This is a genomic window from Shinella sp. WSJ-2, assembly GCF_003432075.1.
Classification (GTDB): Bacteria; Pseudomonadota; Alphaproteobacteria; order Rhizobiales; family Rhizobiaceae; genus Shinella.
The window spans coordinates 472,546-486,983 of sequence record NZ_QWBU01000004.1 but is presented as its reverse complement, the minus strand read 5'-3'; the positions used below and the strand labels follow the sequence as shown (position 1 = coordinate 486,983).

At 64.4% G+C, this 14,438-nt stretch carries 15 protein-coding genes; 13 read left to right on the top strand and 2 right to left on the bottom strand.

Going from position 1 to position 14,438, the window contains the following annotated elements; genetic code table 11:
* The first annotated feature begins 165 nt into the window (after positions 1-165).
* The 7 genes from D0Y60_RS13095 (at position 166) to D0Y60_RS13065 (ending at position 7,094) form a co-directional block, all read left to right on the top strand.
* On the top strand, positions 166-1,143 hold the full coding sequence (locus D0Y60_RS13095) for an iron chelate uptake ABC transporter family permease subunit (RefSeq protein WP_117370378.1): 978 nt from the start codon (positions 166-168) through the stop codon (positions 1,141-1,143).
* Positions 1,136-2,077 carry an iron chelate uptake ABC transporter family permease subunit gene (locus D0Y60_RS13090; protein WP_117370377.1) on the top strand — a complete coding sequence of 314 codons (942 nt, stop codon included), beginning with the start codon at positions 1,136-1,138 and terminating at the stop codon, positions 2,075-2,077. The genes D0Y60_RS13095 and D0Y60_RS13090 overlap by 8 nt, the downstream gene beginning before the upstream one ends.
* Entirely contained in the window at positions 2,074-2,832 is a 759-nt protein-coding gene (locus D0Y60_RS13085) for an ATP-binding cassette domain-containing protein (RefSeq protein ID WP_117370376.1), read from the top strand. Before D0Y60_RS13090 ends, D0Y60_RS13085 begins: the two co-directional genes overlap by 4 nt.
* Positions 2,833-3,049: 217 nt before the next feature.
* Positions 3,050-3,877 carry a transporter substrate-binding domain-containing protein gene (locus D0Y60_RS13080; protein WP_117370375.1) on the top strand — a complete coding sequence of 276 codons (828 nt, stop codon included), beginning with the start codon at positions 3,050-3,052 and terminating at the stop codon, positions 3,875-3,877.
* Positions 3,878-3,935: 58 nt separating this feature from the next.
* Entirely contained in the window at positions 3,936-5,216 is a 1,281-nt protein-coding gene (locus tag D0Y60_RS13075; RefSeq protein WP_117370374.1) for an FAD-binding oxidoreductase, read from the top strand.
* Positions 5,217-5,245: 29 nt separating this feature from the next.
* The gene (locus D0Y60_RS13070) at positions 5,246-6,217 is read left to right on the top strand and encodes an amino acid ABC transporter permease (protein WP_117370434.1); all 972 of its coding nucleotides are present in this window, start codon (positions 5,246-5,248) and stop codon (positions 6,215-6,217) included.
* A complete protein-coding gene (locus D0Y60_RS13065; protein ID WP_117370373.1) occupies positions 6,207-7,094 on the top strand; it encodes a DMT family transporter in 888 nt (295 codons plus the stop codon). The genes D0Y60_RS13070 and D0Y60_RS13065 overlap by 11 nt, the downstream gene beginning before the upstream one ends.
* A gap of 3 nt (positions 7,095-7,097) precedes the next feature.
* Here D0Y60_RS13065 and D0Y60_RS13060 read toward each other — a convergent pair whose 3' ends face one another.
* Together D0Y60_RS13060 and D0Y60_RS13055 are read right to left on the bottom strand one after the other, a co-directional pair.
* On the bottom strand, positions 7,098-7,910 hold the full coding sequence (locus D0Y60_RS13060) for a PfkB family carbohydrate kinase (RefSeq protein ID WP_117370372.1): 813 nt from the start codon (positions 7,908-7,910) through the stop codon (positions 7,098-7,100).
* Between the two features lie 81 nt (positions 7,911-7,991).
* Positions 7,992-9,005: an SIS domain-containing protein gene (locus D0Y60_RS13055; RefSeq protein WP_117370371.1), complete on the bottom strand. Its 1,014-nt coding sequence runs from the start codon at positions 9,003-9,005 to the stop codon at positions 7,992-7,994.
* A gap of 200 nt (positions 9,006-9,205) precedes the next feature.
* Between D0Y60_RS13055 and D0Y60_RS13050 the strand changes: the two genes are divergently transcribed.
* The 6 genes from D0Y60_RS13050 to D0Y60_RS13025 all read left to right on the top strand — a co-directional run bounded on the left by D0Y60_RS13050 (position 9,206) and on the right by D0Y60_RS13025 (position 14,436).
* Positions 9,206-9,937: a GntR family transcriptional regulator gene (locus D0Y60_RS13050; protein WP_117370370.1), complete on the top strand. Its 732-nt coding sequence runs from the start codon at positions 9,206-9,208 to the stop codon at positions 9,935-9,937.
* A 33-nt stretch (positions 9,938-9,970) separates the two neighbouring features.
* Complete coding sequence (locus tag D0Y60_RS13045; protein ID WP_117370369.1) at positions 9,971-10,750, top strand: SDR family NAD(P)-dependent oxidoreductase; 780 nt, start codon at positions 9,971-9,973, stop codon at positions 10,748-10,750.
* A 10-nt stretch (positions 10,751-10,760) separates the two neighbouring features.
* On the top strand, positions 10,761-11,510 hold the full coding sequence (locus D0Y60_RS13040; protein ID WP_117370368.1) for an SDR family NAD(P)-dependent oxidoreductase: 750 nt from the start codon (positions 10,761-10,763) through the stop codon (positions 11,508-11,510).
* Between the two features lie 97 nt (positions 11,511-11,607).
* Positions 11,608-12,696, top strand: a complete 1,089-nt coding sequence (locus tag D0Y60_RS13035; RefSeq protein WP_117370367.1) for a D-TA family PLP-dependent enzyme — start codon at positions 11,608-11,610, stop codon at positions 12,694-12,696.
* A 17-nt stretch (positions 12,697-12,713) separates the two neighbouring features.
* On the top strand, positions 12,714-13,106 hold the full coding sequence (locus D0Y60_RS13030; RefSeq protein WP_117370366.1) for a RidA family protein: 393 nt from the start codon (positions 12,714-12,716) through the stop codon (positions 13,104-13,106).
* A gap of 19 nt (positions 13,107-13,125) precedes the next feature.
* The gene (locus tag D0Y60_RS13025; protein ID WP_117370433.1) at positions 13,126-14,436 is read left to right on the top strand and encodes a replication-associated recombination protein A; all 1,311 of its coding nucleotides are present in this window, start codon (positions 13,126-13,128) and stop codon (positions 14,434-14,436) included.
* The last annotated feature ends 2 nt before the right edge of the window (positions 14,437-14,438 follow it).

Genomic DNA, 14,438 nt, shown 5'->3' with positions numbered 1-14,438 from the left:
TTCCCTTGCGGATAAAACATGAGTAAAGACGTTATGTTTTATCGTGGTCCGGGACGCGTGTGCTCCTAGGCTGGAAGGAGGGGTCGTGCCTCGGTTCATTTCTTGCCTTCACATTGCGAAAGTTTCCTTGCTGCCGGCGATCACGCAGGGCTTCGCCGCCATAAAATGACTTCAGCCGTTTTCCAGCCATCGCAGCGCATAAACGTTATTGCGGGTCTCGGGCTCGCGGCGCTCGTTGTGCTGAGCCTTATTGTCGGCGTCAGCCCGCTGTCGCTCGACAAGGTCTTGAGCGATCCCGAAGCGATGCATCTGCTTGTCGTCAGCCGCCTGCCGCGCACGCTGGCGGCGGTGCTGTGTGGGGCAGGGCTGGCAATTGCCGGTCTCATCATGCAGACGCTCTCGCGCAACCGCTTTGTCGAGCCCGCGACGGCCGGCACGGCGCAGAGCGCTGAGCTCGGTATCCTCCTGGTCACGCTGCTCTTTCCCGCCGCGGCGCTATGGGTGAAGACGCTTGTCGCCGGCGGTGCGGCGCTCATTGGCACATCGATCTTTCTCGTCACCGCGCATCGCCTGCCACCTCAGCAACCTTTTCTCGTGCCGCTCTTCGGCATCGTCTATGGCGGGGTGATCGGCGCGGTCGCGACCTTCGCCGCTTGGCAGGCCGATCTCCTGCAATTCCTCTCCGTCTGGACCAATGGCGAATTCTCCGGCGTGCTGCGCGGACGCTATGAGCTGCTGTGGATTGCTGCCGTCATGGTCGCTATCGCCTGGCTCGTCGCCGACCGGCTGACGATCATGGCGCTTGGCCGGGAGGCCAGCATCGGGCTCGGCATCGATTATGCGCGCATGATGCAGATCGGCCTCGTCATCGTCTCGGTCATCACCGCGCTTGTGGTCGTCGTCGTCGGCATGATCCCTTTCGTCGGGCTTGCCGTGCCGAATATCGTCTCGCGGCTGATGGGTGACAATGTGCGCGGCACGCTGGGCTGGGTCGCGGCCGGTGGGGCAGGGCTGGTGCTCGCCTGCGACATTGCCGGCCGGCTCATCCGCTATCCCTATGAGATTCCCGTCGGCACGGTCATGGGCGTTGTCGGCGGGGCGGTGTTTCTCTGGCTGCTCTTCCGGCGGGGCGGTCATGGCTGATCGTCGTCTGTTCGGCCTTGGCCTCGGCGCCTTTGCAGTGGCTGCCGCCTTCCTCGCCATCGGCCTCAAGGGCAACATCGCCTTCGTGCTGGAACTGCGCCTTCTGAAGCTCGCAGCGCTGGTACAGGTCGGCGTCGCCATCGCCGTGTCGACGGTAATCTTTCAGACGGTCACCGGCAACCGCATCCTGACGCCCTCGATCATGGGCCTCGACGCGCTCTATCTGTTCGGCCAGATGCTGCTGGTCTTCCTGCTCGGCGGCGTCGGCTATGTGGCGCTCGATCCGCAGTTGAAATTCGGCCTGGAAGTGCTGTTTCTCATGGGGCTCGCCTGCGCCCTTCTGCTGCCGATGTTGCGCAGCCGGCTCGATATGGGACTGATGCTTTTGGCTGGCGTCGTCTTCGGCGTGCTGTTCCGCAGCCTGCAATCGCTGCTCGCCCGCCTGATCGATCCCAATGAGTTTTCCGTGGTGCAATCGGCAAGCTTTGCCAATTTCAATGCGGTGCGCACGGATCTGCTCGTCTTCGCCGCCATCGTGACGGTCCTTGCCATTATCATCGCCTGGCGGTCACGGCATGTGCTCGACGTCATCTCACTCGGCCCCGATGCCGCGACCGGGCTTGGCGTCAACTGGGCCGGCACCGTCGCCGGTCTCCTGCTGCTCGTGTCCGCTCTGGTCGCCGTCTCCACCGCGCTCGTCGGCCCCGTCGCCTTCTTCGGCCTGCTCGTGGCAGCACTGGCCGAGCGCATCGTCGATAGCCGCCGTCATGCCGTGCTGCTGCCGGCCGCAGCTCTCACCGGCATTGTCGTCCTCGTCGGCGGGCAGACGCTGTTCCAGCATGCGCTCGGCAGTGCGACGGCGCTCGGCGTCGTCATAGAATTCGTCGGCGGGCTAATCTTCCTCCTGCTGCTGGTCCTCGGGAGCCGCAAATGATCCGCATCAACAACGTCTCCTTCAAGCACCGGGCAACGCCCATCCTGCACGATGTCAGCCTCGACATCGCGAAGGGCGGCGTCGTCGCGCTGATCGGTCCGAATGGTGCGGGCAAATCCACGCTGCTGTCGCTCGTCGCGCGGCTCCAGGCGTTGCAGACCGGCACAATTTCGGTCGATGGGCTGCCGGTCGATACGACGCCGGGACGCGACCTCGCAAAGGTCCTCGCCATCCTGCGGCAGGATACGACGGTCGCAAGCCGCCTGCGGGTGCGCGAGCTTGTCGGCTTCGGGCGTTTTCCGCATGGCCGCGACCGGCTGACGGACGAGGACCACGCGATCGTCGACGCCGCCATGGCGCAGTTCGATCTCACCGATCTCAGTGATCGCTTCATCGAAACCCTGTCCGGCGGCCAGCGCCAGCGGGCTCTCGTCGCCATGGCCTTCGCCCAGGGCACGGACTATCTGCTGCTCGACGAGCCCCTGAACAATCTCGACATGTATTATTCACGCGCCCTGATGCGCTCGCTGCGATCGGTCGCCGATGCCGGAGGCAAGACCGTCGTCATCGTGCTGCACGACATCAATCAGGCGAGCGCCCATGCCGACCGGATCGTGGCGATGAAGGACGGCCGGATCGTTGCCGACGGCACGCCTGCCGACATCCTCACACCCGACCGGCTGGAGGCGGTTTTCGGCTTCCGCATGCGTGTGGAGACGATCGCGGGCAAGCCTTTCGCGCTGCATCAGCTTTGATATCGAGCTGAGATGTAGGACAACTTCCATCGTGTGCCTGCGGGCATGATCGTCAGTCCGGAGCGGATTCATAACGAATTTCTATGGGCTCATCTGATCGTTTCATGAGTTGCCCGTCTTGCCGCCCTTGACTTCGTCCGTATTCCGCTGACACACTCAGTTGTCAGACATCTTACATAAATGGGGATCCGAACTGACGGATCACAAGGAGGACCACATGAAAAAGCTCTTCATGCGCCTGGCCGTAGGCGCCGCCTTCGTCGCCGCCGCCGTTTCGGCTCATGCCGGCGAGACGCTCGACCGCGTCATGGAAAAGAAGGCGATGGTCGTCGCCACCAACAGCGGCTGGCCGCCCCAAAGCTATCTCGACGACAACAACGAGATGGTCGGCTTCGACATCGACGTATCGCGCGAGATCGCCAAGCGCCTCGGCGTCGAGGTGAGCTTCGAGACGCCGGACTGGCAGACGCTGACGGGCGGCCGCTGGCAAGGCCGTTACGACCTCGGCGTTGGCTCGGTCACGCCCACCAAGGCGCGCGCTCAGGTGATCGACTTCGTCGGCATCTACTACTACAGCCCCTATGTCTACGTCGTTCATAAGGACAGCGACGCCAAGTCCGTCACCGACCTCAACGGCAAGGTGATCGGCGTCGAAACCGCGACGACCTCGGAAGACTTCATCAACCGCAAGCTGGAAATCGACGCACCGGGCCTGCCGCCGATCGAATACAAGCTGGAGCCGGGTGAAGTCCGCACCTTCGCCGATTCCATGCTGCCCTTCGATGACTTGCGCCTCGGCAACGGCGTGCGTCTCGACGCGGTGATCGCGCCCGAGCAGACCGCGATGAACGCCATCAAGAACGGCTACCCGGTCAAGGTCCTCGAAGGTGAATATGCCTTCCGCGAACCGCTCGTCGTCATCGCCGAGAAGGTCGATCCGGAATGGACCGCCAAGGTCGGCGGCATCATCGAGGAGATGAAAAAGGACGGCACGCTGGGTCAACTCACCACAAAGTGGTACGGCAAGGACTACAGCGCCGACTGATACAAGACCGGCGCGGGCGATTTTTGCCCGCGCCATTTCATTCGAGGGGGAGCATGCGATGGCCTATCCGGACACCTATTACAAACGAACCATGGCGGACCAGACGGCGCGCCCGGCCCTTTCGGGCACGGTCGAATGCGACGTGGTCATCGTCGGCGCCGGCCTTGCCGGCCTCACCACGGCGCTGCAGCTGGCCCGCGCCGGCAAACGCGTCACGGTGCTGGAAGCCGAAAGCGTCGGCTTCGGCGCCTCCGGGCGCAATGGCGGTTTCGTCGGCCCGGGCTACGCGACGGGCGGAGACGACATTGCCCGCGTGACCGGCAAGGAGGCGGCGCGCAAGCTGCATCACCTCTCCATCGAAGGCATGGACTTCATCCGTGAGAACATCGCGTCGCTCGCCATCGACGATGCCAAGCCCGAACCGGGCATCATGAGCGTGCTGCGCTACGATGATGGCGCGAGCCTCAAGGCTTACGCCGAGGAGACCCGCCGCGAATACGGCTACGAGCTCGAATATATGGACCGTGATGCCGTGCGCGCGGTATTGAAGTCCGAGCGCTATTTCCAGGCGCTGCGCAATCCCCATGCCTTCCACATGCACCCGCTCAACTATCTGCGCGCCATCGCCGCCGAAATCGAGCGTCTCGGCGGGCGTATCTGCGAGCAGTCACCGGCGACAGCGGTGGATCTTTCCCGGTCTGAGAAGCAGGTCAAAACCTCGGGCGGTGTGGTGAAGGCCAGGGACGTCGTTTTCACGACTGGCGGCTATACCGGGTCGCTGAGCGGTAGGCTGAAGCGCTCCTACCTGCCTATAGCCACCTATGTCATGGTCAGCGAGGACGCGCCTGAGCTGATTGCCACGGCGATCGCCACGAAAAACGCCATCGGCGACAACCGCCGTGCCGGCGACTATTATCGCCTCGTCGATGGCGGACGCCGCATCCTTTGGGGTGGCCGCATCACCACACACGCCGCCTCCACAGACGGCCTCGTCAAGGAACTGCGCGCCGAAATGGTCGGCACCTATCCGCAGCTTGCCGGCCTCAAGACCGAACTCGCCTGGTCGGGCCTCATGTCCTATGCCCGCCACTTGATGCCCCAGATCGGGCGTATGAGCCCTGGCGTCTGGTATTGCACCGCCTTCGGCGGCCATGGCCTCAACACGACGGCGATCGGCGGCAAGGTCATCGCGGAAGGCATTCTCGGTGAAACCGAGCGCTACAAGCTTTTCGAACCGTTCGGCCTCGTCTGGGCCGGCGGACTCGCCGGGCTTGCCGTGGCGCAGCTCACCTATTGGAAACTCCAGGCGCAGGACTGGTGGCGCGAGCGCGCGGCGTAAGCGGCTTCAACGAGAACAAGGGGCGGAACATGATTGGCCGACTGATACTCACCTATCCCGAAGCGTCGCGCAGGGCCGGAGGCCTGCTCATCCTCGCCATCGTAGCGGCGTTGCTCTATTCCATTGGTGTCAGCTCCGCCTGGATCGGCCATATCCTACCGTCCTCGGTCGACTGGCTGAAGGAGAACGCGGCCGTTGGCCGTATCGTCTCGTCGGTGCTGATCGCGCTGATCGTCGCGGCGAACTGGAAGGCGCTGCGGCAGCTGCCGCGCCGCTGGCAGGTGGTTGGCGTCTGGGTCGAGCTCTTCGTTCTCCTGATGCTGTTTTTCTATTCCTTCGATCTCTCCTTCGCCTTCATCGCCAAGAAGATCGGCTTCCTGATCACCCAGGGCGTGACGACGACGCTCTTCATTTCCGCGGTCTCGATCCTGATCGCCACGATCATCGCGCTCGCCGGAGCCATTGCAAAACTCTCCAGCAACGGGGTCGTCTACGGCCTTGCGACCTTCTACACGTCTCTGTTCCGTGGCCTGCCGCTCTTGATGCAGATTTACATCATCTATCTCGGCCTGCCGCAGGTAGGCTATGTCATCGGTGCCATTCCAGCTGGCATTCTCGCTTTGTCGCTCTGCTACGGCGCCTATATGACGGAAATCTTCCGGGCCGGCATCCAGAGCATCAACCGCGGCCAGACGGAGGGGGCGACCGCGCTTGGCCTGAGCCCCGCCCAGACGATGACGCTCGTCATCCTGCCGCAAGCCATGCGCGTCATCATTCCGCCGACGGGCAACCAGTTCATCGCGATGCTGAAGGACAGTTCGCTCGTCTCCGTCGTCGGCGTGTGGGAAATCATGTACCTTGCGCGCACCCAGGGCCAGACCGAGTTCCGTCACATCGAAATGCTGATCACTGCCTCCATGATCTACTGGATCCTTTCGATCGGCCTGGAATATGCCCAGTCCCGCATCGAAGAAAGGTTCGGCCGCTTCAATGTCCGCTGACGCCTCCGTGGCAGAGGGCGACGGCACGCCGGTCGTGCCGTCGAACGGCAAGGGCGCTCTGATCGTGCTCGTCGCCTTCTTCGTGTTTTCCGCGACCGATGCCATCGTCAAGATCATGGCGGGCACGATTCCCGCGCCGCAGGTGACCTTCCTCATCACGGCCACGGCGCTGATCCTGCTTCTCACCCATTCGCTCGTCACCGGCCGCTTTCGCCGCCTGATTCCACGCCAGCCGTCGCTCGCCTTCTGGCGGGCGCTGCTACTGGCGCTCGATACGCTGCTGATTCACTACGCCTTCGCCACGCTGCCGATGGCCGAGGCCTATCTCATCGCCTTCCTGACGCCGATCCTTGTCGCCATGCTGAGCTTCGTCTTTCTGGGCGAGCGGCTGTCGCGCATCGGCTGGCTGGGCGTGCTGGTCGGTTTTGCCGGCGTCGCCGTGGCGCTGAAGCCGGGGGCCGCACCGCTCAATTTCGGCCATCTTGCCGCCTTCGCCTCGGCGGTGCTGTTCTCGCTGTCGCTGATCCTGCTGCGCCGGACCAAGATGGCGGAAACGGACGAGGCGCTGGTCGCGAGCCTTCTCGTGGTGATGACGCCTGTCGCCTTCGCCGTCGCGGCCATCTCCGGCGAATTGAAGCCGCTCGATCTTCCCCTGTTCGGCTATGCGGTAGCTGGCGGTGTGCTGATGATCGTCGGCAATGCGCTTCTGGTGCGCGCCTTCCGGGTCGGCGAAGCCTCTGTCGTCGCGCCGTTCCAGTATAGCCAGATCATCTGGGGCTGCCTCTACGGCTTCTTTCTGTTCTCGACACCCGTGGAAATGCACACGCTGATGGGCGCCGCAATCATCATCTTTTCCGGCTGGCTGGTCCTGAAGTAGCCTTCAGAGCGGCCTGGCGTCCTGCGGGAAGCCGCCGATATGGGTGCAGGTCGCCGCTGCCTGGTCGCGCCCGGCCGCAAGGCAATCGGGCAGGGGCTTTCCGGCGATGCGGGCGGCGAGGAAACCGGCGATGAAACTGTCGCCGGCGCCGGTCGTGTCGATCACCTCGACAGCGCGAATACCCGCCTCGAAACGCCCCACGCCATCGCTGACGATGGAACCCTTGCTGCCGCGCGTCACGACGGCGAGCGGCACGCCGTCACCAAGCAGACGCTCTAGCTGCCGGTCCGCCGCGCCGTCCTCGCTGCCCGCCGAAGCGAAGGCGATGGCAAGGCCGCCGGTGCCGAGATTGGTGGGATCGGCATTGACGGAAATGTCCTGCGAAACGCTGACGCCGGCGGCCGCAAGCGTGCGGCGCAGGGCGCCGCCATCGTCCATCCAGCCGATATGGACGTGATCCATGGTTTTGAGCACGGCGATGTCGTCGGCATCCGGCCGGTAGCCGGCGCAGACGCCGAAATCCTCATGGAGGAAGACGCGTTCACCGGATGACAGCACATCGATATCCGTATAGGCGGTGATGCCGTCGCGCTCCTTCAGGTGCCCGACATCGACACCGTTTTGCGCGAGCAGTTCGCGTATCCAGCGGCCGGCCGCGTCCGGGCCGACGGCGCCGAAATAGAACGACGCCTGGTCAAGCCGTGCGAGCTGGACGGCGACATTCACCGCATTGCCCCCGACGAGCGATTGCGCGACGGGCGGGCGGAAACGGTCGATGCAATTGTCGCCGACGGCGGCGAAGCGGAAGCTCTTCATGCTGATCTCTTCAGGGACGGCAAAGCCGCGAATACGGATAGGCGCATTCGCGGCTTGCAGGCGTTCACGTCAAGCCGTTGATCAGTAGGCGACGCGCTTGTAATAGCGGCGTGTCGTCAGCGGATGGTTGCGCATGACCTCGAGATGGGCGCTGATGCGCTCCAGCACCGTGGCCAGCAGGACCGGCGAGACGAGGCCGCGCACCTCGGGTGAAATGCCCGGCAGGTCGAACTGCGCGGTGTCAAGCACCGTCAGCTTGTCCGTATAGTTCGGCGCGAAATTCTCGATGCGCTCGGCGAGCGGCCGCAGGGCATCTTCGCCCTTGAACAGGATGACGCTGACGCCCTTCTCGACCAGCTCCAGCGTGCCGTGGAAGAAGTCGGAGGCGTGCACCGGGCGGGTGCGAATCCACTGCATCTCCTCGAGGATGCACATGCCGTAGTAGAAGGCTTCCGGCCAGACGTTGCCGGCACCGGTGACGATGTGGAAATCGGAGCCGGCCAGCACCTTGGCGAAGGCTTCCGCCTTCGGCTCATAGGCGCGCTTGACCTCGAGGAGCAGCGCCGGCAGGCGCGCCAGTTCCGCGACGATAGCGTCGTGGTTTTCGATCTCGCCGCGGTGCTTTAGGACAGCCAGCGCCACGAAGAGCGACTGGAGATAGAAGGATTCGCAGGACGTGTCGTCTTCGGCGAAGTTGACGAAGACATGATCGCCGCCTTTGCCGAGCGGGGTTTCCTCATGCCCGACGAGCGTCAGCACGGTCGCGCCGATTTCCTTGAGCTTGGCGAGAAGTGCGACGCTTTCCTTCGTCGTGCCCGACAGCGAAGGCATGACGACGATCGACTTGTCCGTCAGGTTCACTGAACCGGTCAGCACGAGCTCCGCCGGCATGTCGATGAAGGCGGGAAAGCGCGAGCGGCGCTGCAACAGTTGGGCGGCCGGCTGCATGAGGATCGCCGCACCGCCCGTGCCGAGGAAGAAGATGTTTTCCGCACCGGCCGCAAGGCAGGATGCGATCACCGTTTCCAGCCGCTTTTGCAGGCCGATGGCGCCGGACTGGATGCGCAGGAATCTCTGTTCGTCGAAGTTCAGCATGGACGTACCCTCGCGGTCATGCGTTTCAATGTTGTAAGACAACTGACATCATGGTTCGCCGCTGTCAAGCCGACCCGCGGATTTTCCCGATAAGCGGAAGCGTAACATATTGCACAAGGTCCCGGTGCTTTGGACGCCGACTTGACCATAAGGAATTTGTCAGACAAGAAAGGGGACGACAACGACGAACGAGGCATCCGGTGGAGGAACCCCTTCGCGATTCGCGCACCCTTGCGGTCCAGTTGCGGGACCGGGTTGCCGATCTGATCAAGGACGAAGGGTTGCAGCCGGGCGACAAGCTGCCGACCGAGGCACAGCTGACGCAACGCTTCAAGATTTCGCGGCCCGCTTTGCGTGAGGCGCTGAAGCTGCTCGAACAGGATGACGTCATCTACGTCGAGCATGGTCGTGGCCGCTTCGTCTCCGCGCTCTCCGCCGTGCAGGTCGACCGGCCGATCACCGTCTTCGAAAGCGTCACTGACATGGCGCAGCACTACGGTTATCGCCCGGTCAACAAGGTTCTATCGATTTCCGAGGAAGCGCCGGACAAGCGTGTCGCCGAGTGCCTGAAGCTCGCCTCGACCGACCGTGTGATCCGCATCGAACGCATCCGCCTGCATGGCGACGAGCCGATCCTCTATTGCATCGACTACGTGCCCCGCAGCGTCATCTCCGGCCGGCTCTATGATATCGAGTGGAGCGGGTCGCTGATGAAGATCCTTGAGGAACATGCCAACCGCCCCCGCATGTCGGCGGCGAGCGTTTCGGCCGTCATGCTGCCGGACGACGTGGTCGAGCGGCATGGTCTCAGGGATTTCGGTCCGGCGCTGCTGATCACCGAAACCTGTTTCAACGTCGCCGGCATCCCGGTGAACTATGCCGTTGATTATCATCGCGGCAGCCATTTTTCCTTCAGCCTCACCCGCAAGTGACGCGGGCGGCGACACATCCCTACAGAGGCAGACATGACCGATCAGGCGACCAGAAGAGTAGCGCTCATTGCCGGCGGGGCCGGCGGCATGGGGGCGGCGATTGCCGCCCGACTTTCGCGGGAAGGTTACGCCGTCGCCATCGCCGATCTCGATGGCGAGCGCCTGACACATACGGTTGAGACCCTTGTCGCGGGCGGCGGCGATGCGCTCGCCGTGCCGCTCGACATGCGCCGGATCGCCTCCTGTGCCGCTGCCGTCGAGGCTGTGCTTGCCTGGCGCGGGCGTCTCGATGTCGTCGTCAATTCCGCCGGTGTCTGGCGCGAAGGCGATTCCACGACCATGACGGAAGCGGACTGGGATGTCGTCTTCGACGTCAATCTCAAGGGCGCCTTCTTCCTGATCCAGGCCGCGATCCCGCATCTCGGCGCCGGCGCTTCCATCGTCAACATCGCCTCGGATGCCGGCCTCGTCGGCAATAACGGGGCTGCGATCTACTGCGCCTCGAAGGGCGGCCTCGTGCTGCTCACCAAGGCGCTGGCGCTGGAGCTTGCACCCCGCCAAATCCGCGTCAACGCCGTCTGCCCCGGCGACGTCGCGACCCCGATGATCGAATTCCAGGCGGAGCGCTACGGAGGCGGCGATCCCGACGGTTACAAGGCAAAGCTCTTGTCCAACTATCCGCAACAGGCGGCCGCACGCTTCATCAAGCCGGAAGAGATCGCCCGCATGGTGGCCTTCCTCTGCGAGCCCGATGGCGCGCCGATCACCGGCGCGGCCCTCTCCATCGATTTCGGCGTCACCGCTGGTTACTGAGGACAAGTCCATGCAGCGCAACACCGCGATCATCACCGGAGCCGGTGCCGCCGACGGTATTGGCTTTGCCTGTGCCCGAAGCCTGGCAGAGGAGGGGCTTCACGTTCATCTCGTCGCGACCAGCGACCGCATTTTCGCCCGCGCCGAGGAATTGCGCGCGGCGGGCTTTGCCGCAACCGGCCATATCTGCGACCTCACCGACAAGGCCGCCGTCGAGGCTCTGCGTCAGGCGACGGGCCCGGCCTCGGTTCTCGTCAACAATGCCGGTATGGGCAGTGTCGCGCAGCCGGCGCTGCAGCGAGAATTCGTCGATCTGGAGGAGGCCGACTGGGATCGCGGCATTTCCGTCAGCCTGAAGACGGCCTTTCTCGCCACGCGTATCTACCTGCCGGACATGTATGCCGATGGCTACGGCCGCATCGTCAACGTCGCCTCGGTGACCGGCCCCTATGTCGCCAATCCCGGCGAGACCGCCTATTCCGCCGCCAAGGCCGGCATGGTGGGCATGACCCATGCGCTGGCGCTCGAAGCCGGCCCGCGCGGCGTCACCGTCAATGCCGTCGCGCCCGGTTGGGTGGATACCGGCGCCTCGACCGAAGAGGAACGCCGGGCGGCGCAGGCCACCCCTTGCGGCCGGGCCGGCACGCCGGACGAGATGGCGGCGGCCGTCGTCTTCTTCGCCTCGGCCAAGGCGAGCTATGTCAACGGGGCGGTGCTCGTCGTGGACGGTGGAAACATCCTGCAGGAACGCAAGGCATAGGCCCAAAGCCGTTTCTTCCCGCGCCGTTTCGTACCATAGTGCGGGAAGCAATCCCGGGTGCCCTTTGCGGGCGCCGCGCAAATCCGAAGGTCCCGCCATGTATTCTCCCTGGCCCGAAGCCGGCACGCCGCTCGATCAGGTCGCAACCCCCATGCCCGTCATCGACGAGGACCGGATGGCCGCCAATATCCAGCGCACGCAGGCCTATTGCGACGCGCATGGCAAGGCGTTCCGCCCGCATATCAAGACGCACAAGATCGTCTCGGTCGCAGAAGCCCAGCGCGATGCCGGTGCTGTCGGCCTGAATTGCCAGAAGATCAGCGAGGCCGAGGTCTTCGCCGATGCGGGCTTCGACGACATCCTCATCACCTACAACATTCTTGGTGCGGCCAAGCTCCGGCGTCTCCGCACGCTGCACGAACGCGTGGCGCATCTGAGCGTCGTCGCCGACAGTGCGGTCACCGTCGAGGGACTGGCCGGTGCCTTCGATGCGGCGCGGCCGTTGACAGTGCTGGTCGAATGCGACACGGGCGGCAAGCGCTGCGGCGTGCAGACACCCGAAGCGGCAGTCGCCCTTGCGGAAAGGATTGTCGCCGCGCCGGGGCTGCGCTTCGGCGGCCTTCTCACCTATCCGGCGCCGGGCGGTGCGGCAGCTATCGAGGCCTTCCTGTCCGGTACGATGGCGCTTCTGGCGGCGAAGGGCATCGATTGCCCGGTGCGCTCCAGCGGCGGCTCGCCGGACCTGTTCAAGGCGCATCTCGTGCCCTCGGCGACGGAGCACCGGGCGGGAACCTATGTCTATAACGACCGCAGCATGGTCCGTGCCGGCCATTCCACGCGCGCCGATCTCGCCATGCATATCCTGGCGACCGTCGTCTCGCGCCCCACGGACACCCGCGCCGTGCTCGACGCCGGCTCCAAGGCGCTGACATCGGACCTGCTCGGCTTTTCCGACTACGGCGAGATCGACGGCTTTACGGAGGCGCGCATCCTGTCGCTTTCGGAAGAACATGCGGTAGTGGATATCAGCGCCTATGGTGCTGCATTTCCGCCGATCGGCAGTGTGGTGAGGATCGTACCCAACCACACCTGCGTCGTCAGCAATCTTTTCGACCGCATGGTCTTCCACCGGGACGGCATCGTTACCCGCGTGGAGGATGTCGCCGCGCGCGGTACGGTCTGGTAACAGCAAGGAGACAGCCTATGGCTGACAACAGCGCCCCTTTCTTCATCGAGGACACGGACGAGAGCGAGATTTCCTCCGATACGACAGGCCTCGGCAACCTTCTCTTCACGACGCATATCCCGCTGCGCGCCGACGGCTCGATCGAGACCGGTGACATCAAGACCCAGAGCATCGCAACGCTGGAAAGTCTGAAAAGCTCGCTGGAAAAGGCCGGCAGCAGCCTGGCCGACGTTATGCACCTGACGATCTATCTCACCGATATCAACGAGCGCCCGGCCTTCAACGATGTCTATTGCAACTACTTCAAAAAGCCCTATCCGGTCCGTTGCGCCGTCGGCGTCGCCGCCCTTGCCGATCCCGACATGAAGGTGGAAGTCACGGCCATTGCGGCCCGCCGCCGGCCGGCCTGATCTTTCGACGAGGACTGCCATGACCGATCTTTTCGACGCCGCGCCGCGCACCGGCTCCATGCCGCTTGCCGCCGAGTTGCGGCCGGCGACGCTGGACGATGTGATCGGCCAGGAAAAGGTGATCGGCGAGGGCACGATGCTGCGCCGGCGCATCGCCGCCGGCCGGCTCGGCAGCATCATCCTGTATGGTCCGCCGGGGCTGGGCAAGACATCGATCGCGCGGGCGATCGGCAACATGCTCGGCAAGAATTTCCGGCCGCTGCACGCTGCCCACAACAATGTCGCCGATATCAGGAAGATCGCCGACGAGGCGCGCATGCGCCCGACCCTGCTTTTCGCCGACGAGGTGCATCGCTTCAGCGCCACGCAGCAGGATCATCTGCTGGCGCTCTGTGAAGAAGGCGTCGCCGATTTTATCGGTGCGACCACCGGCAACCCCTATCACACGCTCACACCCGCCCTCATTTCCCGTTCGACGATCCTCAAGCTGGAACCGCTGACTCTTGAGGAGATGGAGGAGGTGGTGCGCCGCGGCGTCAGGCATCTGGCGGATCGCGGCATCGAGGTTCAGCTGGAGCCGGCGCAGCTGCGCCGCATCGCCGGCCGCTCCGGGGGCGATGCGCGCCGGGCGCTGACGGTGCTGGAAAGCCTCGCGGTCGGCCATGCGCCGGGCCGTCCTGTCGTGCTGACCGAGGCGATGGTGGAGGAGGCCTATGCGGCCGCACCTGTCAACCACGACCGCTCGGGTGACGCGCACTACGATGTCGTCTCCGCATTCGTGAAATCCATGCGTGGCTCGGACCCCGACGCGACGCTCTACTGGCTCGCCCGGTTGATCCACGGCGGGGAGGACCCACGCTACATCGCCCGCCGCATCATGATCCATGCCTCGGAAGATGTCGGCCTTGCCGACAACACGGCGCTTCAGACGGCGGTCGCCGCGCTTCATGCGGTGGAAAAGATCGGCTATCCCGAGGCGCAGATCATCCTTGCCCATGCCGCCCTGCATGTCGCGCGGGCGCCGAAATCCAATTCGGCCTGCCGCGGCATTTCGCTGGCGCTCGCCCATGTGGCGAACGAGGCGCCCTCGGCCGTGCCGATGCATCTGCGCGACGCGCACTACAAGGGCGCGGCGGCGCTCGGCCATGTCGGCTATGCCTTCCCGCATGATGAAGTCCGCGGCTGGAGCGAGCAGGTCTATGCGCCCGATGTGCCGCGCGGCGCCTTCTATCAGAGCGATGCGCGCGACGCCGCGACCTTCGAGCGGCGCGCGGACGAGCATTGGGAGCAGGTGACCGGCCGGCCGACGCCGGGCCGATTCAAGCGCTGAGA

What these genes read in the sequence shown, in the direction of transcription:
- D0Y60_RS13095 (WP_117370378.1), top strand. Translation starts at nt 166, where the DNA reads ATGACTTCAGCCGTTTTCCAGCCATCGCAGCGCATAAACGTTATTGCG.
- D0Y60_RS13090 (WP_117370377.1), top strand. Translation starts at nt 1,136, where the DNA reads ATGGCTGATCGTCGTCTGTTCGGCCTTGGCCTCGGCGCCTTTGCAGTG.
- D0Y60_RS13085 (WP_117370376.1), top strand. Translation starts at nt 2,074, where the DNA reads ATGATCCGCATCAACAACGTCTCCTTCAAGCACCGGGCAACGCCCATC.
- D0Y60_RS13080 (WP_117370375.1), top strand. Translation starts at nt 3,050, where the DNA reads ATGAAAAAGCTCTTCATGCGCCTGGCCGTAGGCGCCGCCTTCGTCGCC.
- D0Y60_RS13075 (WP_117370374.1), top strand. Translation starts at nt 3,936, where the DNA reads ATGGCCTATCCGGACACCTATTACAAACGAACCATGGCGGACCAGACG.
- D0Y60_RS13070 (WP_117370434.1), top strand. Translation starts at nt 5,246, where the DNA reads ATGATTGGCCGACTGATACTCACCTATCCCGAAGCGTCGCGCAGGGCC.
- D0Y60_RS13065 (WP_117370373.1), top strand. Translation starts at nt 6,207, where the DNA reads ATGTCCGCTGACGCCTCCGTGGCAGAGGGCGACGGCACGCCGGTCGTG.
- D0Y60_RS13060 (WP_117370372.1), bottom strand. Translation starts at nt 7,910, where the DNA reads ATGAAGAGCTTCCGCTTCGCCGCCGTCGGCGACAATTGCATCGACCGT.
- D0Y60_RS13055 (WP_117370371.1), bottom strand. Translation starts at nt 9,005, where the DNA reads ATGCTGAACTTCGACGAACAGAGATTCCTGCGCATCCAGTCCGGCGCC.
- D0Y60_RS13045 (WP_117370369.1), top strand. Translation starts at nt 9,971, where the DNA reads ATGACCGATCAGGCGACCAGAAGAGTAGCGCTCATTGCCGGCGGGGCC.
- D0Y60_RS13040 (WP_117370368.1), top strand. Translation starts at nt 10,761, where the DNA reads ATGCAGCGCAACACCGCGATCATCACCGGAGCCGGTGCCGCCGACGGT.
- D0Y60_RS13035 (WP_117370367.1), top strand. Translation starts at nt 11,608, where the DNA reads ATGTATTCTCCCTGGCCCGAAGCCGGCACGCCGCTCGATCAGGTCGCA.
- D0Y60_RS13030 (WP_117370366.1), top strand. Translation starts at nt 12,714, where the DNA reads ATGGCTGACAACAGCGCCCCTTTCTTCATCGAGGACACGGACGAGAGC.
- D0Y60_RS13025 (WP_117370433.1), top strand. Translation starts at nt 13,126, where the DNA reads ATGACCGATCTTTTCGACGCCGCGCCGCGCACCGGCTCCATGCCGCTT.